Source organism: Kribbella antibiotica (assembly GCF_004349055.1).
Classification (GTDB): Bacteria; Actinomycetota; Actinomycetes; order Propionibacteriales; family Kribbellaceae; genus Kribbella; species Kribbella antibiotica.
On the sequence record NZ_SMKX01000142.1, the window covers coordinates 1 to 23,697 of the forward strand.

Annotated in this window: 21 protein-coding genes; 11 read left to right on the top strand and 10 right to left on the bottom strand. The window is 67.5% G+C overall.

Going from position 1 to position 23,697, the window contains the following annotated elements:
• On the bottom strand, nt 1–544 hold a 544-nt coding region (locus E1263_RS33460; RefSeq protein WP_202869172.1), incomplete at its 3' end, for a hypothetical protein.
• Nucleotides 545–649: 105 nt separating this feature from the next.
• Here E1263_RS33460 and E1263_RS33465 point away from each other — a divergent pair.
• Entirely contained in the window at nt 650–1,144 is a 495-nt protein-coding gene (locus tag E1263_RS33465) for a DnaJ family domain-containing protein (RefSeq protein WP_132174764.1), read from the top strand.
• Between the two features lie 49 nt (nt 1,145–1,193).
• Here the strand turns inward: E1263_RS33465 and E1263_RS33470 are convergent, their stop codons facing one another.
• Entirely contained in the window at nt 1,194–3,299 is a 2,106-nt protein-coding gene (locus E1263_RS33470; protein ID WP_132174766.1) for a thiamine pyrophosphate-dependent enzyme, read from the bottom strand.
• Between the two features lie 222 nt (nt 3,300–3,521).
• On the opposite strand from E1263_RS33470, the gene E1263_RS33475 reads away from it, so the two are divergent.
• The gene (locus tag E1263_RS33475) at nt 3,522–4,805 is read left to right on the top strand and encodes an MFS transporter (protein WP_132174768.1); all 1,284 of its coding nucleotides are present in this window, start codon (nt 3,522–3,524) and stop codon (nt 4,803–4,805) included.
• 86 nt (nt 4,806–4,891) lie between these two features.
• Nucleotides 4,892–5,551: a hypothetical protein gene (locus E1263_RS33480; protein WP_238161767.1), complete on the top strand. Its 660-nt coding sequence runs from the start codon at nt 4,892–4,894 to the stop codon at nt 5,549–5,551.
• 43 nt (nt 5,552–5,594) lie between these two features.
• On the opposite strand, the gene E1263_RS33485 is transcribed toward E1263_RS33480, so the two are convergent.
• Entirely contained in the window at nt 5,595–6,437 is an 843-nt protein-coding gene (locus tag E1263_RS33485) for a hypothetical protein (protein ID WP_132174770.1), read from the bottom strand.
• 224 nt (nt 6,438–6,661) lie between these two features.
• On the opposite strand from E1263_RS33485, the gene E1263_RS33490 reads away from it, so the two are divergent.
• Both E1263_RS33490 and E1263_RS33495 read left to right on the top strand, forming a co-directional pair.
• The gene (locus tag E1263_RS33490) at nt 6,662–7,315 is read left to right on the top strand and encodes an NIPSNAP family protein (protein ID WP_132174772.1); all 654 of its coding nucleotides are present in this window, start codon (nt 6,662–6,664) and stop codon (nt 7,313–7,315) included.
• A gap of 151 nt (nt 7,316–7,466) precedes the next feature.
• A complete protein-coding gene (locus tag E1263_RS33495; protein ID WP_238161768.1) occupies nt 7,467–8,336 on the top strand; it encodes a serine protein kinase RIO in 870 nt (289 codons plus the stop codon).
• Nucleotide 8,337: 1 nt separating this feature from the next.
• On the opposite strand, the gene E1263_RS33500 is transcribed toward E1263_RS33495, so the two are convergent.
• Nucleotides 8,338–10,098 carry a hypothetical protein gene (locus E1263_RS33500; RefSeq protein ID WP_132174776.1) on the bottom strand — a complete coding sequence of 587 codons (1,761 nt, stop codon included), beginning with the start codon at nt 10,096–10,098 and terminating at the stop codon, nt 8,338–8,340.
• Between the two features lie 40 nt (nt 10,099–10,138).
• Nucleotides 10,139–11,794 (bottom strand): FAD-binding dehydrogenase, encoded by a 1,656-nt coding sequence (locus E1263_RS33505; protein WP_132174778.1) that lies wholly within the window; start codon nt 11,792–11,794, stop codon nt 10,139–10,141.
• 78 nt (nt 11,795–11,872) lie between these two features.
• Between E1263_RS33505 and E1263_RS33510 the strand changes: the two genes are divergently transcribed.
• Nucleotides 11,873–13,708, top strand: coding sequence for a DUF5107 domain-containing protein (locus E1263_RS33510; protein WP_238161770.1), 1,836 nt, complete (start codon nt 11,873–11,875; stop codon nt 13,706–13,708).
• A gap of 133 nt (nt 13,709–13,841) precedes the next feature.
• Nucleotides 13,842–14,264 (top strand): DUF3592 domain-containing protein, encoded by a 423-nt coding sequence (locus tag E1263_RS33515; RefSeq protein WP_132174782.1) that lies wholly within the window; start codon nt 13,842–13,844, stop codon nt 14,262–14,264.
• A gap of 70 nt (nt 14,265–14,334) precedes the next feature.
• Here E1263_RS33515 and E1263_RS33520 read toward each other — a convergent pair whose 3' ends face one another.
• Complete coding sequence (locus tag E1263_RS33520; protein ID WP_132174784.1) at nt 14,335–14,952, bottom strand: TetR/AcrR family transcriptional regulator; 618 nt, start codon at nt 14,950–14,952, stop codon at nt 14,335–14,337.
• A gap of 99 nt (nt 14,953–15,051) precedes the next feature.
• On the opposite strand from E1263_RS33520, the gene E1263_RS33525 reads away from it, so the two are divergent.
• Together E1263_RS33525 and E1263_RS33530 are read left to right on the top strand one after the other, a co-directional pair.
• Nucleotides 15,052–16,206 (top strand): phosphatidylinositol-specific phospholipase C1-like protein, encoded by a 1,155-nt coding sequence (locus E1263_RS33525; RefSeq protein ID WP_132174786.1) that lies wholly within the window; start codon nt 15,052–15,054, stop codon nt 16,204–16,206.
• Nucleotides 16,207–16,213: 7 nt separating this feature from the next.
• The gene (locus E1263_RS33530; protein ID WP_132174788.1) at nt 16,214–16,657 is read left to right on the top strand and encodes an OsmC family protein; all 444 of its coding nucleotides are present in this window, start codon (nt 16,214–16,216) and stop codon (nt 16,655–16,657) included.
• A 417-nt stretch (nt 16,658–17,074) separates the two neighbouring features.
• Here E1263_RS33530 and E1263_RS33535 read toward each other — a convergent pair whose 3' ends face one another.
• On the bottom strand, nt 17,075–18,259 hold the full coding sequence (locus E1263_RS33535) for an FUSC family protein (RefSeq protein WP_132174790.1): 1,185 nt from the start codon (nt 18,257–18,259) through the stop codon (nt 17,075–17,077).
• A gap of 54 nt (nt 18,260–18,313) precedes the next feature.
• On the opposite strand from E1263_RS33535, the gene E1263_RS33540 reads away from it, so the two are divergent.
• Entirely contained in the window at nt 18,314–18,817 is a 504-nt protein-coding gene (locus E1263_RS33540) for a DUF5709 domain-containing protein (RefSeq protein WP_132174792.1), read from the top strand.
• On the opposite strand, the gene E1263_RS33545 is transcribed toward E1263_RS33540, so the two are convergent.
• Both E1263_RS33545 and E1263_RS33550 read right to left on the bottom strand, forming a co-directional pair.
• A complete protein-coding gene (locus E1263_RS33545; protein ID WP_132174794.1) occupies nt 18,818–20,143 on the bottom strand; it encodes a cytochrome P450 in 1,326 nt (441 codons plus the stop codon). It abuts the gene before it with no gap.
• Between the two features lie 14 nt (nt 20,144–20,157).
• Nucleotides 20,158–21,375: a PucR family transcriptional regulator gene (locus E1263_RS33550; RefSeq protein ID WP_202869173.1), complete on the bottom strand. Its 1,218-nt coding sequence runs from the start codon at nt 21,373–21,375 to the stop codon at nt 20,158–20,160.
• 102 nt (nt 21,376–21,477) lie between these two features.
• On the opposite strand from E1263_RS33550, the gene E1263_RS33555 reads away from it, so the two are divergent.
• Nucleotides 21,478–22,308, top strand: coding sequence for an SGNH/GDSL hydrolase family protein (locus E1263_RS33555; RefSeq protein ID WP_202869174.1), 831 nt, complete (start codon nt 21,478–21,480; stop codon nt 22,306–22,308).
• Here E1263_RS33555 and E1263_RS33560 read toward each other — a convergent pair.
• Complete coding sequence (locus E1263_RS33560) at nt 22,285–22,947, bottom strand: DUF998 domain-containing protein (protein WP_132174796.1); 663 nt, start codon at nt 22,945–22,947, stop codon at nt 22,285–22,287. The genes E1263_RS33555 and E1263_RS33560 overlap by 24 nt on opposite strands.
• Nucleotides 22,948–23,697: the final 750 nt, after the last annotated feature.

Sequence of the window (23,697 nt, forward strand, 5' to 3'; positions counted from 1 at the left end):
GGTCGGGGACGGGGATGGGGAGGCTCCAGAAGTGGGTTCGGGAGCTGACCATGCCGTAGCGGACGGCTAGGAAGCGCATGAGCTTCAGGGGGCCGCCGATGAGGATGAGAGCCAGCGGGATTTCCAGGAGGGCGGCGCTGAGGACTGCTTGCATGAGATCGCTGCGGTGGCTGGTGAGGATGTCGAACCAGGCGTCGCAGAGCAGCAGTACGCCGGAGATGACGGCGGTGGGGAAGACCATCAACCGGCGTTTCCAGCCGGCGATCGCGGTCAGGGCGAGTGAGCAGAGCAGGATGATGTCGAAGCCGACCCAGGTGGCGACCCAGTTGCGGGCAACGTAGTGGTTGGGCAGGGTGACGGCGAGGTAGACGGTCCACGGGATCAGGGCGAGTGAGCAGAGCAGGACTAGCGCCGTCCGCCACTTGCGGATCCGGTTGATCGTGCGCGCCGACGGCAGTCCGTCCGGGCGCGGGACCAGCCGCAGGAGCAGGTCGCGCCGCTCCGCCGGGGACAGCGCGGCGATCTGTTCGTCGGTCAAGGTCACCTTTTCAGTATCGGCCCGCCGTCCAGCACCCCCTTGTGATTGCATTCACAAGCCTTTAGAATGGGCGTCCGGAGCAACTGTCGATCAGACAGCGAGGTGTCGATGATGACCAACCGCAAACCGTCGAGCATGTCCGTGCAGGACTGGGTCGATCACCAGATCAACCAGGCCGAGAAGGATGGCGTGTTCGATGATCTGCCGGGTGCGGGCAAGCCGCTGAAGCTGGCTGACGCTCACGACCCGGACTGGTGGGTCAAGGATTTCATCCGCCGCGAGAACATCGACTCCGATGCGCTGCTGCCGCCGGCCGTGCAGCTGCGGAAAGAGAAGGCGCAGGTCCGCGAGAAGGTCGCGAAGATGCGCCGCGAGTCCGAGGTGCGCGACTACCTCGAGGAACTGAACAAGCGCATCGCGCTGAGCATCCGCGATACCACCGGTCCGGTGATCCCGGTCGGGAAACTCGACGCTCAAGCTGCGCTGACGCAGTGGCGGGAGGACAATGAGGAGTGGCTGGAGAATCGCCGCCGGAACCTCGCTCGCGCGAGCGAAGAGGACGTCGTACCGGTGCAGAAGTCGTTCTGGCAGCGGCTCTTCAGCTGAGACTCCGATGCCGGATGGGGGCGGGGCGGCCTCCATCCGGCATCGGTTATTACTGCTTGAGCAGCGCGCGGGCGGCGTCCTCGATCGTCTCTTCGCTGAGCAACACCTGCCGCGCCGCGTCGCCGAGCGGCACGAACGAGTCCTCCGAGGTGACGCGGGCCATCCGACCTGTGTAGCCGTGATCGATCAGCGCGGCCAGCACGCCTTCGGACACGCCACCGGACCGCCGAGTCTCGTCGACGACGAGCACTCGGCCCGTAGCCGTTGCCTCGCGCAACAAATCCTCGACCGGCAGCGGTGCGAGCCAGCGCAGGTCGAGAACCCGTACGCCGGGCACTCGCGCCGCGACCCGCAGACTCATCGGTACGCCGTTGCCGAAGCTCACGAGCGTGAGTTCGGTGCCACCGCCGTAGGTGCGGCCGCGGCCGATCGGCACTGGCTCAGTCGGGTACGGCGTCAACCACGCGTCGTCGGCTTCGTCGTATAGGTCGCGGCGGTGGTAGAGCGCAATCGGCTCCAGGAAGACGCTGACCGTGCCGGAGGAGCGCGCCGCCGCGGCGCAGGCGTGCAGCATCGCGGCCGCATCATCCGGCCGCGAGGGGGAGGCGATCACGATGCCCGGGATGTCGCGCAGGACACCGATCGCGTCGTCGTTGTGGAAGTGGCCGCCGAAGCCCTTCTGGTAGCCGTAGCCCGCGATGCGGAGGACCATCGGGTTCGCGTATTGCTCTTGCGAGAAGAACTTGAGTGACGCCGCCTCGCCGCGCAGTTGGTCCTCGGCGTTGTGCAGGTACGCCAGGTACTGAATCTCTGGGATCGGCAGCAGCCCGGAAACACCAGCACCGAGCGCGAGTCCAAGGATCGACTGCTCATCCAGCAGCGTGTCGAAGACCCGCGCCGCGCCATGCGCCTTCTGCAGTCCGCGCGTGACGCCGTACACGCCGCCTTTGCGACTGACGTCCTCGCCGAAGACCATCGCCTCCGGATAAGACGCCAGTACGTCGCTCAGTGCGCGGTTGATGGATTGGCTCAGCGTCAGGCGTTCCGTGGTCGGTGTGCGTAGCGGCAAGGCTTGAGCGACAGTCGCTGGATCGGGGAAGCGGAGTGGCGCGGCGACGGCCTCGGCCGATGAGAGCTGCGGCAGACCGGACACCTCGGCCGCGATCCGCATCGCCTCGGAGCGCTTGTCTTCGTAGAGATCGATGATCTCGTCGGCAGTCAGATCCGCACCGAGCAGCCGTCGCGCGGTCCCGAGCAGCGGGTCCAAGACCTCGTCGGCCGCCACCTCCGCCGTACTCCGGTACGCCGCCTCAACGTCGGAGCCGGCATGACCGAGCAGCCGGACTGTCCGCAGCCGGAGAAACGCCGGCCGCCGGTTTCGCCGTACGAAGGTGGCTGCTTCCATTGCCATCGTCAGCGTGGCGGCGAGGTCGGTCCCGTCGGCGTCGAAGTACCGCAGACCCGGCCGTGAGCCATAGGCCTGCTTGATCCAGCCGTCCGGCGTCCGCACGCTGATCCCGAGCCCGTTGTCCTCGCAGACGAGCAGCAACGGCATCGGCAGACCCTGGTACGACGCGTGCAGCGCAGCGTTGATTGCGCCCGTCGCGGTCGAGTGGTTCGCAGATGCGTCGCCGAAGCTGGTCACGACGATCGCGTCCGCAGGCCAAGGCGACGGTACGCCGAGCTTCGCGGCCCGGGCCATCGAGAACGCGACCCCCATCGCTCGCGGCAGGTGGGAGGCGATCGTCGAGGTCTGCGGAATGATCGCCAGGTCGTGGCGGCCGAAGACCTTGTGCCGCCCGCCCGAGATCGGCTCGGTGGTGGCCGCGGCGACGCCCAGGAGGATGTCGCGCAGGCCGTCCTTCACGCCGCACTGATCCGCGCGGGCGAGGTAGAACGCACCGGAGCGATAGTGCAGCAGGGCCGGGTCAGTCGATCGAAGGGCCGCGGCGACGGCCGCATTGCCCTCGTGACCTGCTGATCCGATCGTGTAGAAGCCATGGCCCTGGGACTGCATCCAGCGGGCTGCGAGATCGGCGTGCCGGCTGCCTAGCTGCGCGTCGTACAGGCTGCGCAGCAGGTCGGCGGAGTAGTCGCAGGGGGCGGGTTTGAGGGCGCGGACGCGCTCCGCGAACCGCTCGTCGACGCTGGTCATGGGGCCCCCTGACCTGGACTGAGGAGTGGAGGGAGCGAAGCGACTGGAGTGACGAGGGAAGGGCTGGGGTTAAAGCCCCATGACCCGCCGCGCCGGAGGCGTGGCATATGCACCGTCACGCGGCAGTCGCCCGGGCTTTGGGGGTCCTCATTCGAACCATGATCCGCCATTCTGTCGGAGCCGGGTGGCACGATCGGATGAACACTACGGAGGAGGGCGATCGTGAGCACGGGCTGGAAGGCGGTTCGGCCGCTGCGGCACCGCAATTACCGGCTGCTCTGGATCGGCCTGGCCGTGGCGTTGCTCGGGAGCGGCTTGTGGCTCGTGGCGCTCGCCTGGCAGGTGATCGAGCTCGGTGGTGGTCCGGTCCAGCTGTCCGTGGTCACAACGGCGTACAGCATCGGCCTGGTCGTCTGCGTGCTGTTCGGCGGGATTGCGGCTGACCGGTTGTCGCAGCGTCTGGTGATGGTCGCGGCCGACGTGTTGCGGGGCCTGGTGCTGCTGGTGGTCGCGGGTCTTGCGCTGAGCAACCTGCTGGAGATCTGGCATTTGGCCGTGGCCGCGGTGCTGATCGGTGCCGGTGAGGCCTTCCTGATCCCGGCGTATACGGCGCTGGTGCCGAAGCTGCTGCCTGCCGATGAGCTGCTCGCGGCCAACGGGCTCGAGGGGACGCTGAGACCGCTGGCGCAGCAGGCGACTGGGCCTGCGATCGGTGGTCTGGTGATCGCCGCGATGTCGCCGGGGCTGGCGATTCTGGTCGCTGCGCTGACTTACCTCTTCTCTGCGGCCTGTGTGCTCGCGATGCGATTGCCGGCCGAGGAGCCGACCGAGGTCGACGAGGACCGGGCAACCGGCGCTCGCGCACTGGTGGCGGATCTCCGTGAAGGCTGGGCCTATGTACGGCGTACGCGGTGGTTGCTGGCGTCGTTGCTGTTCGGCACCATCTTCGTGCTGCTGATTCTCGGGCCGCTTGAGGTGCTGCTGCCGTTCGCCGTGCGTGACCAGTTGGGCGGCGGGCCGAAGGACTTCGGGCTGGTGCTCGCGGCCTTCGGGGTCGGCGGTGCGATCGGCGCCCTGCTGATCTCGTCGCGCAGCCTGCCGCGGCGCTACCTGACGATCATGACGCTGATGTGGGGCTTCGGCGCGCTGCCGTTCGTGCTGCTCGGGATCGCCCGCGACCTCTGGGTGATGGCGATCGGTGCCGCGCTGGTCGGCGCGACCGGTTCCGCGGCGATGGTGATCTGGGGGACGCTGCTGCAGCGCCGCGTCCCGGACCACCTGCGCGGGCGGATCGCCAGTCTCGACTTCTTCGTCTCGCTGCTGCTGATGCCGGTCTCGATGGCGCTGGCCGGCCCTGCCGGTGCGCTGCTCGGCATCACGACCGTCTTCATCATCGCCGCGGTCGGCCCCGCCCTCGTGTCACTCGCGGTCGTGTATTTCGGCCGGATGCCGTCCGATGAGATCGCCAACCCGCTCGATCCGGCGCCGGCGCCCGCGACTGCCTGACCGGGCATGACAACCTTCCGGCAGGTTCGGGACGTCTTTGTTTGGGGAACGGTGGGAGAGGGCCGCTCGTTCTAATGGAGTAGTGGGTGGGATTACGTGAGGTGGGCGTCACAGTGAGTGTGCAGCGGGTGGTGATTGCTGCCGGTTTGGGTGCCGGGACGGTGGCGGCGCTCACCGGTGTGCTGCTGCTTGGGCCGTTGGGGTCCTCGCTGCTGCTGACCGTCGTGTTCCTGATCGTCTGGCCGCTGGCTGCAGTCATCCGCCAGGTCGTCGACGACACCCCGGACTATTCGGCCGTGTCCGTGGCTGCGTACGCCGCGGTCGGCGTGCTGTGCCTGCCCGGTCTGGTTCGACTGGTCGCGGACGGCGCTTTCGGGGTCGCGACACTGCTCGTCGGCGCGGTCCTCTTGGCGCTGATCGACCTAGTGGTGCCGGATCGTCCCGATCGGCCGTCGCGGCGCCAGCGCCGGGTCCGGCAGTTGACTGAGGAGCAGTTCCTTGAGGACGAGGCGCTGATCGCTTCGCTGCAGTGCCCGCTGAGCATCAGCGAGTTGTGCGATGTCTGGGTCGAGACCGCCGGGCAGCTGGCCATGGGCGCGGACATGCGGGACCGTCAGGCGGTCGCCGAGGTGCGGCGGATCTGCCTGGACGAGTTCGAGCGTCGGAACCCGGTCGGTTTCCAGCGCTGGCTCGACGCGGGCGCCCCGCCTGATCCCACCAGCTACCTGATGGCCCGCGGGTCCTAGAAAGCCTTCTTCCGCGCGGCCGCCTTCTTGGTCGCTGTCTGCTTCACATGCGGTTGTAGCGTTTCCGCGCTTCGCGGCTTTCCTTCTGGGCGTCACGGGCGGTACGGCGGGCTTCGTCGAGCTCGGCGCCGAGATTGTGCACGAGTTGCTGCGCCTCGGCGAGGGCATCGCGGGCGTCGTCGAGCTGCTTGTCGAGATCCTCGACCCGAGCCTCGGCCGCCTGGGCGGCGGTGACGGCGGCCTCGAATTCCTTCTTCGCCTCAGCGCGGGCTGCTGCCTCGCGCTCCTCGGCCTCGCGTTGCGCGCGGTCCTGCTCAGCTTCCGCGGTGGTTTCGTCCTGCTGGGTCTTGCGGCGGGCGCGGGCAGCCTCGCGACGTTCGTCGGTGAGCGGGGTGACGTTGGTGGGCTCACCGTTCTCGTCGACGACGCCGAAGCCGACGTGCCGCAGTGCGCTACTCAGTCGACCTTCCCGTACGGCGTCCCCTGCCGCCGGGTCGACCAGCGCGGCATCGAGTGTCTCGCGCAGCTTCTGGGTGACATCCGCACTCAGCTTCTGATCGGCGAGCTTTTTGGCTTCGGCCACCAGCTTGTCGACCAGCTGATGGCGTCTCGGGGTGAGCTCGCGGAGGCGGGCACCGTCCATGTCGGCCGTTGCTTCGCGGAACTCGTCACCGAGCGCCAGCAGGTCGTCGAGATCGTCGCCCAGCTCCCGGGCGACCAGGTTCGTCACCCACGCTGCCACGGTCGGCTTCCGGAGCGCCTTCAGCCGGGTCGAGGCGAGCTGGTCGCCGTCAGCCTTCAGCTCTTTGGCCAGCTCATTGCGCGTCGCGATGAAGTCGGCGGCCGGGCTCGCGTACAGCTGGTCCGCCGCCTCCTCGAAGTCCACCCGGCCGACGTTACTAGACCATCGTGGTTAAAGCTCGGCACTGGCGGCGCCCAGGCGGGCACCTCGCGGCGTTGGAGGGAAAGCCACGATGGAAAAGCATCGAGGCTTCCCCTCCGCCTTGCGATGCACCCACCTGGACACCGCCAGCACTCGAGCTTTAACCACGACGGTCTAGTACCCGAAACCTGACAGGTTCTGGCAGGTTGAGGTGATTGGCTCGCCCGGTGAATGAATGCTGCGCTGTCGTCGACCTCCGCCAATACACGCTGCATCCCGGTCAGCGTGACACCTTGATCGACATCTTCGACGAACACTTCGTCGAGGGCCAGGAGGTGTGCGGGATGCACATCGCCGGCCAGTTCCGGGACCTGGACGATCCCGACCGGTTCGTCTGGCTCCGCGGGTTCCGCAGTATGGCTGCGCGCGCCGAAGCCCTCAATGCGTTCTACTACGGCCCGATCTGGCGCGAGCACGCGGAAGCAGCCAACGCGACGATGCTCGACTCCGATAACGCGCTGCTGCTCGAGCCGATCTTCCTCAGCCCCGAATACCCGGGCCCGGAGGCTCCGCGCGACTCGGCGCTCGGAGACTCGGTGATCGCGGGCATGGTGCATCCGGCCGACTCCGGCTTCGTCGAACACTTCCAGCACACCATGCTCCCGGCCATCGCGGAGCTCGGCGTCTTGCCGTTGGCGGTCTTCCGATCCCTGCCCGCCGAGAACAACTTCCCGGCGCTCCCGCTGCGCGATGACCGCGTGCTCGTGTGGCTCGCGCGGTTCGCGGACGACGCGGCGTACGACGTGTTTCGGAAGGAGATCGGAGACTGGGAGGGGCAGGAACTGAGGCTGCGGCCGACCTTGCGTTCGCAGCTGCGGTAAATACGTTGCGGGCCCGGAGATCGCCGGGCATCCTGTGGGTGAACCGAGCGGCGACGAGCGCTGCCTGGGCTTAAGGAGGGCTGACGAATGGCAATCACTGTGCTGGGCCATGCCCGCGTCAGTCTCACCTCAAGCTTCAGGAGCACCTCCGTTGTCTTCAGACGTCTTTCGTACCGAATCTGAATCTGCATCTGACGATTTCGATTTCGATTTCCAGCAGGTCGACGAAGAGCTGGCGCCGAATCAGCGCTGGACCACCTGGCTGGACGTCGAGCGCGGTTCTCGCGGGCCTGAGCCCCGCCCGTCCTGGGTGGTGACGGCACAGGCCGCGATCGACACCGAGCTCGGCGTCCTCAAAACCGGCAAGGAAGCTGATGTCTTCCTGATCGAGCGCGCCGTCGAAGCCATCGGCGATGCGCCCGCGCAATCCTCACTGCTCGCCGCCAAGCGGTACCGCGCCGAGGAGCACCGGTCCTTCCACCGCAGTACGGCGTACGTCGAAGGTCGTCGTACCCGCAACAGTCGCGACAGTCGTGCGATGGCGAAGAAGAGCCAGCACGGCCGCAGTGTCGCGTCTGGTCAATGGGCCTACGCCGAATGGGACGCACTGAACCGACTGTGGAAAGCAGGCGTGCCAGTGCCGTACCCGGTCCAGATCGACGGGACCGAGCTGTTGATGGAGTTCATCGACGACGGTGAAGGCGGTGCCGCGCCGCGGCTCGCTCAGGTCCGCCCGTCGAAGCAGTTGCTCGGCGAGTACTTCGAGCAGTTGCGGGGAGCCATGCGGGAGCTGGCCCGGGCCGGTCTCGCGCACGGCGACCTCTCGCCGTACAACGTGCTGGCCCAGGGCGAGCGGATCGTCATGATCGACCTGCCGCAGGTGATCGACATCGTCGGCAACCCGAAGGGGATGGAGTTTCTCCTCCGGGACTGCCACAACATGGCGACCTATTTCACCAGCAGGGGCTTGGAGATCGACGAACAGGAGTTGTTCGCCGACCTCCTCAGCATGGCCTTCTAGATCACCGCGTCACGCGGTAGGCGTCGGTCACCACCGTCTCGAACTGGTTGCCAGCAGCATCGATCAGCTGGGACTTGAGCGAGACGGTGGTGGCACCGGCCGGTACGGCGACAGTCGCGACGTACCGGTTGTTACTAGTAGCCCGGATCGGTGCGGACCGCCAGGTCGTGCCGTTGTCGGTCGACGTCTGGACCCGAGGTGTGCCCGCCGTGCTGACCACCAGCGGCAACTCGTGTGTCGCGCCGGTATGGACGACATTGTGGTCGTCGACCGTGGGCAGGAAACGGATCGTCGACAACGGCAGTGGCGTCGTACCGGCCGTGGTCGTCGAGTCGAAGGTCCAAGTCGAAGTGAATCGCGAAGTCACCAGCTCCAGCCGGAACTTGCCGGGCCCGGCGGGGACGGGGTAGGCCTCCATGCCCTTGAAGGGATAGGAGAGGACATCGAGCTTCCGATTGTCGCGGATCACCGTGAGAGTGCCCTCGCTGAAAGCGTAGTGGCCGTCGGCATCGGTGTACGGGAGGTACAGCTGGAGGTTGTCACCGGTGCGGGTGACCGCGAGCTCCCCGCTGGCCAGCACTGCCCGGCCCCAGTGCTGCGTGTAGGTCTCGCCGGCCTTGTACACCTGGCCCCGGTCTCGCAGGCTCACGAACTCGCTGTCCGGACTGTCGGCGATCGAAGCGTCGAACAGCCACGGCGTCCCACCGGTGAGGTAGAAGACTGGCGCCGCCGGTAGCCCCGAGAATCCGTAGCCCATGGTGCGCCCGCCGCCGACGCCCGGTACGTCCGAGACCGGGAGAACGGCGGCGACACCGCTCGCGGGTCCGACGAAGGTCGGTGTGAGCTTGGCCAGCTCGGTTCGGTGGAAGATCTTTCGGAAGCCGGTGTAGTACTTGCCGGACTGAGACTCCGACAACGCATAGACGTACGGCGTCCCGTCGAAGGTGCCATCGGCGTTCTGCCGGGCGAACTGAGCGGACGCTTCACTGGCCAGCGCGGGTACCGAGGGGCCGACCTGTGCGGTGAAGACGGGCTCCGTGCCGGGGCTCTCGCCGATCCCGCTCACCCAGCCCTGGGTCCGCTGAGTCAGCCCGTAGAAGACGTTGGCCATGACTTGGTCGGCGTCCGGATCGGAGAGGCCGATCTCGACCGGCTGGGCCTGGCGTGCGTCGAGCGTGACGGTCCGGTCGACGGTGAGATTCAGGGCCGGCTGCACCAGTTGGCTCGTGCCGAGGTTGGCCGAGCCGCCCGCGATGGTCGAGTCGAGGAGGTAGCGGCCCTTGGGGGCGAGGACCTTGGTCGCACCGTCGGCCTCGGTCGGCAGGATGTAGAAGGCGTCGCTGTCCCGGTCGACGAGGTAGTCGAGGTAGTCACCGGTGGCCGCGCCGCTGCGATCGAGATGGCGGATGGTCAGTTCGACGTTCTCGTTCGTGCGGGCGGCCGGAAGCGCCCGGGCCTGGTGACTGCTCGGTGTGACGTCGAAGAGCCTCGGGTCCAGCTTTCCGGTGCCGACCTTCGCGAGGGCGTCGGTCGGGATGACCGACACCTGGTCGCCGGACCGGTGGACGCTGAACGCAACGTCCCGGCCCGGTCCTGGCTCCGGTACGACGGTCTTGTGGTCGGCGGAGATCCGGACCGTGTCGCCCGTGACCAGGGTGATGGTGCGGTCGCTGGGTGCCGGTTGGTTTGCGCCGGCCGGCGTTGGGATCGTGGTCAGCAGGGCCAGGACCAGTAGGCCGGCCCGAGTGCGGAGACGATTCATACCCCGTTCGACGCCTTGAACGGGGTCCGCTGTCACATGGCTACGAGATCGCCTTCGCGGCCGCGCGGCCCGCCGTGCGGCCGGTGAACAGGCAGCCGCCGACGAAGGTGCCTTCGAGTGAGCGGTAGCCGTGGACGCCGCCGCCACCGAAGCCGGCCACTTCGCCGGCCGCGTAGACGCCGGGCAACGGTGTGCCGTCAGCCTGGAGGACCCGTGAGTCCAGGTCGGTCTGGAGACCGCCAAGGGACTTGCGGGTCAGGATGTTGAGCCGTACGGCGATCAGCGGGCCGGCCTTCGGGTCGAGGATCCGGTGCGGACTGGCGACCCGGATCAGCTTGTCACCGCGGTAGTTGCGGGCGCCGCGCAACGCGGTGACCTGGAGATCCTTGGTGAAGGTATTGGTCATCTCCCGGTCCCGCGCGACGATCTGGCGCTCGAGGTCGTCGAGCTTGATCAGGTTGTCACCGGTGAGGTCGTTCATGCCGCGGACCAGGTCGGGCAGGTTCGAGCGGACGACGAAGTCCTCGCCCTGCTCCATGAACGCGCGGACCGGCGCAGTCGCGCCGCCGCGGGCGCGGCCCAGGACCGCCTTGATGTCCTTGCCGGTCAGGTCCGGGTTCTGCTCTTGACCGGAGAGCGCGAACTCCTTCTCGATGATCTTCTGGGTGAGCACGAACCACGTGTAGTCGTAGCCGGTGGTCATGATGTGCTCGAGCGTGCCCAGAGTGTCGAAGCCGGGGAACAGTGGCACCGGGAGTCGCTTGCCGGTGGCATCGAACCACAGCGACGACGGGCCGGGCAGGATCCGGATGCCGTGCATCGGCCAGATCGGGTCCCAGTTCTGGATGCCTTCGGTGTAGTGCCACATCCGGTCGCGGTTCACGTACCGGCCGCCGGCCTGCTCGGTGATCGCGAGCATCCGGCCGTCGACATGTGCCGGTACGCCGGAGATCATCCGCTTCGGCGGATTGCCCATCCGCTTCGGCCACTGCTCGCGAACGAGATCGTGGTTACCGCCGATACCACCGGACGTCACGATGACGGCTTGGGCGGACAGCTCGAAGTCGCTGACCTCGGTCCGCGAACTCGGCTCGCCACGCAACACGCTGCTCGGCTCAAGCACCTTGCCGGAGACGCCGTCGACGACTCCGCCAGTGACGGTCAGCTCGTCCACGCGATGCCGGAAGCGGAACTCGACCAGGCCCTTGGCCACGGCCTCGCGGACCCGGCGCTCGAACGGCGCGACCAGGCCCGGGCCGGTGCCCCAGGTGATGTGGAAGCGCGGGACCGAGTTGCCGTGGCCGTCAGCGTTGTATCCGCCGCGCTCGGCCCAGCCGACCACCGGGAAGAACCGCACGCCCTGGGCATGCAGCCACGACCGCTTCTCGCCTGCGGTCCAGTCGACGTACGCCTCGGCCCACTGCCGGGCCCACTTGTCCTCGTCGTCCAGCCGGTCGAACCCGGCTGAGCCGAGCCAGTCCTGCCAGGCGAGCTCGTGCGAGTCCTTGATCCCGAGCCGGCGCTGCTCGGGGGAGTCCACGAACATCAGCCCGCCGAACGACCAGAACGCTTGGCCGCCGAGCGAGGCCTCCGGTTCCTGGTCCAGCAGCAGCACCTTCTTGCCCGCGTCCGCGAGCTCCGCGGTCGCTGCCAGCCCGGCCAGCCCCGCCCCCACCACGATCACATCGGCGTCCATGTGCTCATGTATACCGGACAGTAGGAGGGCATGAGGTAGGCATGGACTCTTATGCGCGTAATTGCAAGAATAGAGGGTGTGACGATCCTTTCTGCGCAAGATCTCGTGCTGCCCGCCGCCGCTCTAGGCGGAGAGAACCCGCTGCCGCCGCTGCGCAGCCACCAAGAGGTGCACGAGGTCCGCAACCTCGCCGAGCTCCCGGCCGACCTCCAGGCCAACATCTCGTACGGCGGCCTGCGCAGCACCCTGCCGTGTCTGGATCAGGACGGGTACGACCGCACGCTCGTCGAGACGGCTCTGCCGTCGTTCGTGCTGGAGAACGACCACGTCCGGGCGGTTGTCTTGCCGAGCCTGGGTGGCCGGTTGTATTCGCTCATCCACAAGGCGTCCGGGGAGGAACTGCTCTACCGGAACCCGGTGTTCCAGGCGGCGAACCTGGCGCTGCGCAACGCGTGGTTCGCCGGTGGAGTCGAGTGGAATGTCGGCAGCACCGGGCATTGGACCGGGACGTGCGCGCCGATGCACGCGGCCCGGGTCGAGGGCCCGGACGGTACGCCGATTCTGCGGTTGTGGGAGCTGGAGCGGACCCGGAATCTGGTCACGCAGCTCGACTTCTGGCTCCCGGCGGACTCCGAGTTCCTGTACGTCGGGGTGCGGCTGCAGAATCCCGCCGACCACGACGTTCCGGCGTACTGGTGGTCGAATATCGCGGTCTCGCAGTCTGCGGACACGCGGGTGCTGGTGCCGGCGGATCAGGCGTGGCGGTACGGATACGGCGCTCGGCTGGATCTGATCGACGTACCGGGTGAGTTGACGTACCCGATGCGGCACGAGAAGGCGGTCGACTACTTCTTCGAACCGCTGGCCGGCGAGCGGCCGTGGATCGCGTCGGTTGATGCCGAGGGCAATGGGTTGGCGCAGGCGTCGACCGAGCGGTTGCAGGGGCGGAAGCTGTTTGTGTGGGGCGAGGCGCCGGGTGGTCGGCGCTGGCAGGAGTGGTTGGCGCCGGGGCTTGAGGGGCCGGGGTATGCCGAGATTCAGGCCGGCCTGGCGCGGACGCAGATGGAGCACCTGAAGTTGCCTGCAGCAACATCATGGCAGTGGCTGGAAGCTTATGGGCGAGTGTCGATCCCCGAGGCGCATGGCGAGTGGGTCTCGGCACGGACTGCCGGTACGGCGGCCTTGCGGCCCGTCCTGGAAGGGTTGCCGGAGCGCGAGGCGGAGTGGTCGGCCGTTGTCGATGCGGAGCCGGTGGAGAGCCTGTACGCCGGGTCTGGCTGGGGCGCGTTGGAGTTGGCGCGGACCGCGTGGTCAGTGTCGGCGGGGACGCCGTTCGCGCCGGAGACGATGGGGGATCGCGAGCGAGCCTGGTTGCCGTTGCTGGATGGACAGTTGCCGGCGATGGACGGCGTACCGGATGGGACGTTGGTCGCGTGGCGGGAGTTGCTGGAGAAGGCGGCGGACAACTGGCTGGTTTGGTATCACCGTGGGGTCGCGCGGTACTACGCCGGTGATGAGGAAGGTGCGCTGGAGGCGTGGCGCGAGTCCGGGGACAACCCGTGGGCGCTGCGGAATCTCGGGTTCGTGACCGGTGACCTGGCGGCGTACAAGCGGGCTGTTGAGCTGCGTCCGGAGCTTGTCGAATTGCGGGTTGAGGCGCTGACGTTGTCATTGGATCCGGTCCTGTTCGAGGGTGCGCCGGATGATCCGCGGATCCAGCTCTTGCGGGTGCGGGCTGCGCTCGAGGCCAGTGATGCGCAACTGGCGCATGAGCTGCTCGCGGCGGGCATTCAGTTGGCGACCGTGCGGGAGGGCGACAACCCGCTGACCGACTACTGGTTGGCCGCGGAAGAGGCGCTCGGGACAGGTCGTCCGGTGCCTCCGGAGTACCAATTCGGCATGTCGGGAAGCTGACTCGACAAATTCTTTGTCCGAACCTGGAACCGAGTAGATCTTCCTGACGTCTCACCGACGTGCGGCAAGGGCCGCGCAGTCAGTTTCGACAACGACCGCGTCGCTCGCGGGCGACGCGTCGGGGGTGAGTGCCATGTTGATGATCGTGTTGTTCGGTGGATTCGGCCTGGTGCTGCTGGTCACCGCCTTGATCGTGGCGGATGTGGTCAGCGGTTCCCGGCGTTCAGCGAATCCAACGACTCGTGAGGAGAAGACGGCAGGGCGGGTGATCCGGGTCCGCGGCCCGGTCCACGGCCGCCTGGAGAACGGGGCTTCGGCGACTTTCACCGAGGTCATCGTCGAGTACTACACCCGCCGGGGTGAGGGGCCTTACCAGGTCGCGCGCAAACTTCCGGTGGGCGGCAGGACGTCGTACTGCAAGGGCGATCGGGTGATCGTCGCGTACGACGTGCGCACGCCACGGCGGGGCCGGATCGCCGGTCGCGTCACGCACTGGCCCCAGATGGGGCCGCGGGTTGGGCAGCCTGCACCCGAGGAGCCTCAACCACAGCACTAAACCTTTGCTTGGCTGGAATCCCTCACCTAAATAGGTGAGGGCTTTGTGATTTCACGCAGGGCTCTGTGATTCATGCAGGGAAGTGCGGCGCCAACAGGTTGTAGAGAACGGGCAGGCCTTGGGCCAGCACCGTCGCGGCGTCGGCTTCCGGCAGCCGGTCGGCCAAGTGGGCCAACGCCTCGCCCATCGCGATGCTGACAGTGACTGCCAGGCGGAAGTCGCTGCTGTCCCGCGCGCCGAACCGCTGCGTCAGCAGCTCCGAGAACTCGCCGGCGTGCTGATCGTCGTACTCGCCCGGCTGGGTCTCCAGATCCGGATCGCCGAGTCCGCTCAGGACGACGGCCCGGAAGCCCGGGTCGGTCCGGTGCATCTCGCGGAACGTCGTCATCGTCACGTCGACGGCCTGCCGCCAGCTGGTCACCTCTGCCAGCCGGATGCTCACCGCCTCCGTGTACCGCGCCTGGTTCCGCCGCTCGATCGCCTGGATCAGGCTCCGTTTGTCGGGGAAGTACCGATAGACGCTGCCGACCGCGATCTCGGCCCGTTTCGCAATGCCGCTGGTGGATGCCGCGTCGTACCCGCGCTCGACGACCTCGGCACAGGCCGCGTCGAGGATGCGCTCGACCTGGCGGCTGGCCCGGTCCTGGGTCGGTGTGCGGCGCAGCGGATACGCCCCCGATGTCACCATTCGGCCATTGTGCACCGAATCGTCGACAACGATGCCATCTTCGTATGACAGATTGCCGTCAGATCTGCGTCATGCACTCCAGTGAGGGGAACGCATTCCATGCGTATCAGCAAATCGGTGATCGCCGGCGTCGCGACCACAGCGGTTGCCGCATCCGGTCTGGCCGGTTCGGCGTTGACCACACAGACCTCCCAGGCCAGTACGTCGGCTGGGCTCAAGATGAACCAGATCCAGGTCATCGGTTCGCACAACTCGTACCACCGCGAAGTCAGTGACAACGAGAAGAAGATCCAGGTCGGGCAGAACCCTGGCGCGGTCGACCTCTGGTACTCGCATGCCCCGCTCGGGCAGCAGCTTGAGGACCAGAATGTCCGTCAGCTGGAGCTCGACCTGTTCCCGGACCCGAACGGCGGGCTCTACACCTACCCGCTGATCCGCAAGATCGCTCAGCTGCCGGCGCTCACCGACCCGGAGCTGGCCAAGCCCGGGATCAAGGTGATGCACATCGTCGACGTCGACTACAACACTGTCTGCCGCAGTTTCAAGCAGTGCCTGCAGCAGGTGAAGACGTGGTCCGACGCGCACCCGCACGCCGCGCCGATCGCGATCAGCCTTGAGCTCAAGCAGTCCGACCCGGCGATCGTTGCCCAGGGTGGGGTGAAGGCTCCGCCGTGGGACGCCGGCAACCTGGACAGCGTCGACGCCGAGATCCGCTCGGTCTTCAGTGAGAAGCAGTTGCTGTCGCCGGACGACGTACGGAAGTCGGGGCTGACGCTGGAGCAGTCGGTGACCACGAAGGGCTGGCCGACGCTGAAGAACGCGGCCGGCAAGGTGATGTTCTACTTCGACAACGCCGGGCCGGGCACCGAGATCCGCGACGTGTACCGCGCCGGCAAGCCGAACCTGGAGGGTCGCGCGGTCTTCACCCGCGGCGCCGAGGGTGAAGCGGACGCCGCGATCACGCAGGTCAACGACCCGCGAGCGGCCGGTACGGCGGAGATTCAGCGACTGGTCAAGAAGGGCTACCTGGTCCGCACCCGTTCGGACGAGCCGCTGGCGACGATCCGGAACAACGAGTTCAGCCGGGTCGGGATCGCGCTGGCCAGTGGAGCGCAGTTCGTCAGCACCGACTTCCCGGTGGCCGGGATGGCGTCGCGGTATGACAGCGACTTCGTCGCCGAGCTGCCAGGGGACACCCCAGTACGCTTGAACCCTGTGACCGGTCAGCGCGGAGCGCACGTAGCGGAGAGGTGATCTGAACATGTCGGAGCACGTGGTCGACGTCAGCTGGAGCCGTGGTGAGCACGAATTCACCTACGACACCTACAGCCGCGACCACGAGTGGCGCTTCGACGGTGGAATCACCGTGCCCGGGTCCGCCAATCCGGCGTACCTGGGCAGCCCCGGGCCGGTCGATCCCGAGGAAGCGTTCGTGGCCGCGCTGTCGTCGTGCCACATGCTGACCTTCTTGGCGATCGCGGCCCGCAAGCGGTTGGTGGTCGACTCTTATGAGGACCACGCGGTGGGTGTGATGGCGAAGAATGCGGCCGGCCGGGTCGCGGTCACCGAGGTGACGCTGAGCCCCAAGATCGTTTGGGGTTCTGCGGAGCCGTCGGCCGAGGTGCTGGATCGGCTGCATCACTTGGCGCATCAGGAGTGCTTCATCGCGAACTCCGTCACCACTGAAATCACAGTCCTGCACTAAAAAACCACCCACCGGGTCTGGCCTGAGCCTCGCGCAAGCGGCGTCAGGACAGTCGGTGGGTGGTTTTGCGGTGCACCTCTGTGGTGGTGCACCGGACGGATCCGGCGGCGCTGCACATGGGCGCCTCTGCGTTACGTGTGCGTCATCCGTGCGGTCTAACTCGGTGGGTAAGACCGTTCGGGTGCGCTGCCGGGTTCCGTTCGTCCGGTTCGCGCCAATTACTGCTCAGCGGCGGCGTCGCTCCGGTCGTCTGTGGTCGAGTCCGTCTCGATGGTCCGGCCTAGCTCGGTGGCCAGTGTCGTCATCATTCGGTGGATCGTCATGCCAGTGAGACGCACCGAGTGCCCGGGTATGACGGGAATTTCGAGAAATATCTCGATGTGACCTAGGCCATACCTTTTTCGGTGTCCGGACCCTCTATTTCTCGTCGAGCCCGTCGTCACGCAGCGGGACGAGTTTCCGGGCCTCGTCGTACGACGTTCCGGTCAGCTCGAGGAGGTCGACGACGGTCGACCGGATCTGGCCGAGTACCACGACCGCGGACAGGCCGCTGGGGAGCGGCATATCCGCCGTACGGCGTCCTAGCTCGCCCAAGACGCGGTGGGCGGCGACCTTGGCGGCCGGCTCGAAGAGGGATTCCGCGATCAGACGGGTCCCGTCGGCGAGACGGTCGAGGAGCATCGGGTATTCGTCAGGCATCCGCTCATCGCGCCAGACCGAGACTGCACAGCGCCGTACGAGGACTCGGATGTTGCGGATCGCGCGGTCGAGCGGGACGACCAGATCGGCGATCTGCTGGACCCGGCCGCGGTGTTTGCGTCGGAATGGCGAGAGCCGGACGACGGCCACACCTTCGTCGGCGGCACTGCGCAGGTCGTCGAGCATGGCCTCGCTGTTGCGGGCCCGGCGGAGCGCATCGGTCAGCTCGCGCTCGTCGCGCTTCTCATCGTGGGCCTCTTGGTTGATCTTGTCGCGGAGGCCCTCGGCGGTCTCGACGAGGATCGCGGAGAGCTCGTTCAGCACCTCGGAAGCTTGTTGCCTCGGGCGCCTGATCGCGGCGGCCGGGGCGATCGTCGCCGCGGCGAGCGCGACCACACCGCCGAGAACCGCGTCGAGCCAGCGGCTGAAACCAGCGCCGGGATTGGGCAGCAGGGTGGTGACGATCGCTGCCTGGACACCGGCCTGGGTGGTCATCAGGGTGCCGGCACCGAGTAGCACGGCGACGCTCATGGCGAGCGCGACCACGAAGATGATCTGGGGTACGCCGGTGCCGAAGAACCTGACGAACAGGTCACCGACGCCGACACCGACCGCCACTCCGACCATGACCTCGGCGACGCGACGCAGGCGCTGGCCGAAACTGAAACCCAGACAGACCATGGCGGCCACCGGCGCGAAGAACGGTTGGTGGTGGCCGACGACGTACCGGGCCAGGGCCCAGGCGACTCCGGCCGCGAGGGCGCATTGGGCGATGAAGAAGATCCGATCCCGCCAGCGCTCCAGGCGTCGCCGTACCGAAGCCCGCGACCGGCGCGCGGCCCGTGGCGCGATGTCGTCCCGCAGCTCCCGCAGCTGGTCCAACGTGAGCCTGACCGGATCCATCCGTTCATTGTGCCTGGCTTGATTCAGATGGGTGTGTGGGGACACTGTGTAGGCATGACCGAGAACAACCGCGAGGACTACGGCAGCTACAGCGTTGACGACGAGGACCAGCTGCAGGCGGAGGACACCCTGAACGACCGTGGGGTGGACGACGTGCTCGACGAGGGCTACTCGCCGCCCGAGAAGTGGTCCGCCGGTGAAGGTTTCGGCACCACCGCCGACGAGGCGCTGCAGGGCGAGACCCTCGACCAGCGAATCGCCCAGGAAGAGCCCGACGTCGACCCGTACGCCGAAGGTGGCGAAGACGTCGGCGGTCCCGAGGTCGGCACTCGCCGCTCCGGCCGCCTCGTCGCCCCCGACGAAGGCGCCCACTCCGACGGCGAGTCCGACCTGGTCGCCGAGGACATCGGCTACGACGGAGCCGCCGCCTCAGCCGAGGAAGCCGCCGTCCACGTGGTTGACGACGACAACAACTTCGAGCTCGAAGACGACGACGCCTCTGACCTGCCCTCCTACGAAAACGTAGACCTGGGCGACGTCACCGACCCCGAAAACTGACTATCTGCGGGTGACTGTCACCCTGGCGCCGTGTTTGGGCACCAGGGTGACGTTCTTTGCCTGGGCCGGCTCGGGAGTGGGGTCCGGAGCATGCAGGTTGTACGCCGACAACGTCGCGCGGAGGATCTCGGTGCCTTCCATCAGGGAGAAGCCGGCGCCGATGCAGCGGCGGGCGCCGCCACCGAAGGGCATCCAGGTGCCGGGTGCCGGCGGGTCGTCGGAGAGGAAGCGCCGGGGGCGGAAGTCGCGCGGGGCGGGGAAGTGTTCGGGGTCGCGGTGGACCAGGCCGATCGCGGCGAGGATCGTCGTGCCGCGGGGGAGGCGGTAGCCGGCGATGTCGGTCGTCTCGGTCAGGCGGCGGCCGACCTGGTAGACGACGGGGTGCAGGCGCAGCGACTCCTTGACGATGGCTTCCAGTTCGCCGTCGGCGTTGTGGTCGGCCGCGTTCTGGCCGAACTGCTGGTCCTCAGGGCGGCGGGCGAGTTCGTGGAAGGCCCAGGCCAGCGCGGTTGCCGTGGTTTCGTGGCCGGCCAGGAGCAAGGTGACCAGCTGGTCGCGGAGTTCGACGTCGGTCCACTCGCCTGCTGACAACAGCCGGGTCAGTACGTCGTTGCGTCCGGCAAGGTTTCCGCGCCGGCGCGCGATCTCGTCGTACAGGATGTTGTCGACCTGCTGCTGCGCTTTGAGGAAGCTGCGCCACGGCGGGATGCGGAGCAGCGGCGGGTAGAAACCGCCGAGCATGATGACCGGCGAGACCGAGACGATCTTGTCCATCAACGGGCGCAGGGTGTTCAGCCGGTCGACATCGGTCACGCCGAAGATGACTTGGAGGATGATCTCCAGCGTCAGATTCCGCATCCGCTCATGCATCTTGAACGGCGTATCGATCGGCCACGTTGCGATCTCGGCGACCGCGAGCTCGTGGACCATGTCGGCGTACCCGCGCAGCGCTTGCCCGGAGAACGCCGGCATCAACTGCTTCCGCATCCGGACGTGATCCTCGTCGTCGAGCAGCAGCAACGAGCTCGAGCCCATCGCCGGCTCGAGTGCGGTGTTGCCCTCGCCTGCGTGCATCACGGCGGGCGAGCCGCCGAAGACCTCGCGGATGTGGTCCGGCCGGCTCAGTACGACGCAGACTCGGCTCGACGGCACGAGCCGGATCGTGAAGACGTCGCCGTACTTCTCGCGCCACCGGGGGAAGTAAGTCTTACGGTTGGTCGCGAACAGCAGGCTCTGCACCAGCGTGGGCAGTCGCGGGCCAGGCGGCAGCGTTCGGGCGGTCTGCCGATCGAGCGTGCGGGAACCGAGCAGCGGTGTCGGAGCCATCCTTTGACGCTACGTCACAAGGGTGAACGCTGAGCATCGAATGCGACAAGCGCAGCAACGATCCTGGGCAACTGATCGTCGCTGCCTGGATCGAGGCCGGTGAGTTTGGCGACCTGCTTCAGGCGGTAGTCGACGGTGTTCGCATGGAGGTGCAGGTCGGCCGCGGTCTGGCGGCGGCCGCGGGCGTTAGCGAGGTAGCAGCGCAGTGTGGAGAGCAAGTCGGCTCGGTCCTCGAGTGGTTCGAGAAGCTGGGCCAGCCGGTCGCGCGCGGGGCCTGGGCGGCTCAGCTGGAACTCCAGGACGAGATCGTCCAACTCGTACACCCCAGGCGGGTGCCGGTGGATCCGGATCACGTCCAGCAGGTCCCGCACCAACGCGGCTGCAGCCGGTACGGCGGCCGGCGCGCTGGTGGTAATCGCCAAGGTGACGTCGACCCCGGCGACTCGGCTCAACCTGGTGCGGAGGTTTTCGACCTCACCTTCCTTGGCGGACAGCAGTGCGATGCCGCCGTCGACCGACAGACTCGCCATACTGCCGTCCAGTCGTTCCAGCTCGACCCGGATCCGCCGAAGCTTGCGTCGGGCAACGATCTGCGGATCCACGCCCGGCTGGTGCTCATCAGGATGCGCGCCGAACGCCATACCGGCAACGACGAACTCGGCCGGAAGCCTGGTGCCCGCGCGCAGTGCGGTCTCGTCCACCGCGCGACCGTCGAGCAGCGCGGCCAGCACTGCCTGCCGGGTCGCCTGAACCTCACCGGCGATCGACTGCCGCTCCTCGAAGTAGCTCGCCGAGACCACCGCGGTCACCTGCTGCAGGAAGTCGAGGATGAGCCGGTTGAGCATGATCGCGTCGGCCAGCTCGTCGGGCCGGAACCCGATCGCGACGCCGTCGGCACAGACCTTGCCGCCGAGGTGATAGGCCGCCAGCAGCGCTTCCAGCGGAACACCTTCCTCGGCCCGCCGCCGCGCTGATTCTCTGAGCGGCGCCAGTACGTCGCCAGTCGGTACGACGCCGGTCCGGAACGCCTCGATGAACGCACGCAGCGACTGATCGGTGATCCGGCGGATATCGCCCTGAAGTTCCTCGGACGGCAACTGCGCATACAGCGGGATCTCCGCGACCAGCCGGGCGAGGACATCGTCGACGAGCCGGGGCAGCCGGGACCGGAGGAGCTCATGCACCGGCACACCGCCGGAACGCAGCTCCTTGTGATCCGTCACAACGATCACCCCTTGAACTCTGGGCGTGGCCCCAGCGACCGGCAGGCGCTTTGGGGTCGAACATTACTACCCATAAGTACAGTGCTGGATCGACTGCAAAGGGTGATGACCATGAAACGACGGGTACTGCTGGCGGTAGGCGTGATGCTGGCCGGCCTGGTCACCCCGGTGGCAGCGCAGGCGGCCGACCCCTATGAGTACGTCGCCATCGGCGACTCCTCGGCCGCCGGCCCACTGATCCTGCCCCAGGTCGACCTCCCCTGCCTGCGATCCGGCGTCAACTACCCCCACATCGCCGCGGCGAAGCTCGGCGCCCGCCTCACCGACGTCACCTGCTCGGGTGCCGTGATCCCGGACTTCAGCGGCAAGCAGTTCGGCTTCGTGCCTCCGCAGTACAACTCCCTCAGTGCGGCGACCGACCTGGTAACGGTCGCCATCGGGGGCAACGACACCGGCCTGGTGACCGCAGCGCTGAGCTGCATCAACCTGCTCCCCGCCCCAGCCGGCCTTTCCTGCAAAGAGCGCTACACGGCCGGCGGCCGCGACCAGCTAGCCGACCGCATCACCGCCACCGCTCCAGCCTTCGGCAAAGCCCTCGACCGGATCCGCGCCCTGGCCCCCAACGCCCGCATCCTCGTCACCGGCTACGGCACCTACATCCGCCCCGGCGGCTGCTACCCCACCATCCCCGTCTGGGCCGTGGACGCCAACTACCTCCAAGCAACAATCGACCGCCTCAACACCATGCTCGCCGCCCAGTCGGCATCGCATGGCGCCACCTACGTAGACCTCCGCACCCCATCCATCGGCCACGACGCCTGCGCACCCATCAGCCAACGCTGGCTGGAAGGCCTCATCCCCACCTCCGACGCAGCGCCGCTGCACCCCAGCCGCGCCGGCATGGCCGCCTTCGGCGCCCTAGTCGCGGCCGCCGCGAACTAGACGTTCTGGACGTGGCATCGCGCTGATGATGAGTATCGCCAGCGCGGTGGCCCAGATGTTCGCCGGCCACAGCGACAGGCGCTCGAAGAATCCGTGTCCGGCGCCGCCGGGGTTGATGCTGAAGGCAACCGCCCCGGCAAGTGACGCGACGCCGACCGCGATGGTCGACCATCCGAAGATCGCCCGCGTGCGGCGAAGGGCGAGGCCGAGCAGGATCAAGGCGAGCGGCTGTACGAGGAATCCCGGCCCGGAGACCAGGCTGTGCAGCGCGAGGTTCTGATCCATCGGCACCAGTCCCGTGCCGATGGAGGTCAGGCCGCCGATCACGTACAGCACCACCGCAGTCGTGGTTGTGCGGCCGGCCGGCAACTGCGGGCGAAGCAATACCGCGCCGGCGGCCAAGAGCACTCCGGACACCACGAATGACGTGTTCATGAACGCGTGCCACGGTGAACAGACCGCATACGGACCCAAGGGCGGCTCACCAAAGGTCGTGCAGGTGACCGCACCGAGCTCACTGATCGTGTTGCCCACGAATGAGTAGGGCACCGTCACCCGCCCAGCGGTGACGATCTCGGTCACGAAGTACAGCGGCTGAACCAGCCAGAACACCAGACCCCAGAACACCGGTTTCCCCATGTCCTCAGTATCGCCCGAGGCCCACCACCCCTGAGCGCTTTCGGGCACCACCCTTGCCCCAGCGCACCTCGCGCCCACCGACGGATAGTTGCCGCAGGCATGCACTGCGCCCCGCCCCCGCCGACGGACAGGACCTGCAGATCCGCCTCTCCGGCAAGGCGAACCGGATCCGTTCGCCGGCTTCTCCGGGACAGGCGCTGTCGCCGCGGCGGATCACGCGCATTAACGACTGCAGGTACGCCTTGGCTGACTGCCTGCTGCGCTTGGGCGAACGGCCGACGGGCTCGTCGCCGGCGACTACCTGCAGTTGGTCGTGTCGTTCGGCTGCGCGGACCGCTGGCACTCACCAACCGCGCTTGGTGGCGACTGCCACGCCTGGGCCTACTGCGTAAGCCTGTGAGTGGCGCAGGTCCGCTTCGGTGGGTGTAGCCAAGGCGTGGGCGCTCGGCGAATACCTGCGGTTGGCGTGCATTAGCGACTGCAGGTATTGCCTTGGTCGCGTGGCTGCTGCGCTTGGACGAGCCGCCGATGGGCTTGTCGGCGGGGACTACCTGCAGTTGGTCGTGCCGTGGACGGTCGGTACTCCGCAATTGCCGGCGGCGGCGGTTGTCACGCGGGGCGGTACTTGGCTGAGCTCAATTGTGGAGTGCTGGAGATCCGCGATAGCACCGCACCGCGGGCGTGATCGTCGTACGGGGAAAGGACCGCGCCCGGTATCAACGTGCTGATACCGGGCGCGGGCCTTTCCCC

What these genes read in the sequence shown, in the direction of transcription:
- E1263_RS33560 (WP_132174796.1), bottom strand. Translation starts at nt 22,947, where the DNA reads ATGGGGAAACCGGTGTTCTGGGGTCTGGTGTTCTGGCTGGTTCAGCCG.
- E1263_RS33520 (WP_132174784.1), bottom strand. Translation starts at nt 14,952, where the DNA reads ATGGTGACATCGGGGGCGTATCCGCTGCGCCGCACACCGACCCAGGAC.
- E1263_RS33540 (WP_132174792.1), top strand. Translation starts at nt 18,314, where the DNA reads ATGACCGAGAACAACCGCGAGGACTACGGCAGCTACAGCGTTGACGAC.
- E1263_RS33500 (WP_132174776.1), bottom strand. Translation starts at nt 10,098, where the DNA reads ATGAATCGTCTCCGCACTCGGGCCGGCCTACTGGTCCTGGCCCTGCTG.
- E1263_RS33530 (WP_132174788.1), top strand. Translation starts at nt 16,214, where the DNA reads ATGTCGGAGCACGTGGTCGACGTCAGCTGGAGCCGTGGTGAGCACGAA.
- E1263_RS33505 (WP_132174778.1), bottom strand. Translation starts at nt 11,794, where the DNA reads ATGGACGCCGATGTGATCGTGGTGGGGGCGGGGCTGGCCGGGCTGGCA.
- E1263_RS33465 (WP_132174764.1), top strand. Translation starts at nt 650, where the DNA reads ATGACCAACCGCAAACCGTCGAGCATGTCCGTGCAGGACTGGGTCGAT.
- E1263_RS33515 (WP_132174782.1), top strand. Translation starts at nt 13,842, where the DNA reads ATGTTGATGATCGTGTTGTTCGGTGGATTCGGCCTGGTGCTGCTGGTC.
- E1263_RS33525 (WP_132174786.1), top strand. Translation starts at nt 15,052, where the DNA reads ATGCGTATCAGCAAATCGGTGATCGCCGGCGTCGCGACCACAGCGGTT.
- E1263_RS33545 (WP_132174794.1), bottom strand. Translation starts at nt 20,143, where the DNA reads ATGGCTCCGACACCGCTGCTCGGTTCCCGCACGCTCGATCGGCAGACC.
- E1263_RS33470 (WP_132174766.1), bottom strand. Translation starts at nt 3,299, where the DNA reads ATGACCAGCGTCGACGAGCGGTTCGCGGAGCGCGTCCGCGCCCTCAAA.
- E1263_RS33535 (WP_132174790.1), bottom strand. Translation starts at nt 18,259, where the DNA reads ATGGATCCGGTCAGGCTCACGTTGGACCAGCTGCGGGAGCTGCGGGAC.
- E1263_RS33555 (WP_202869174.1), top strand. Translation starts at nt 21,478, where the DNA reads ATGAAACGACGGGTACTGCTGGCGGTAGGCGTGATGCTGGCCGGCCTG.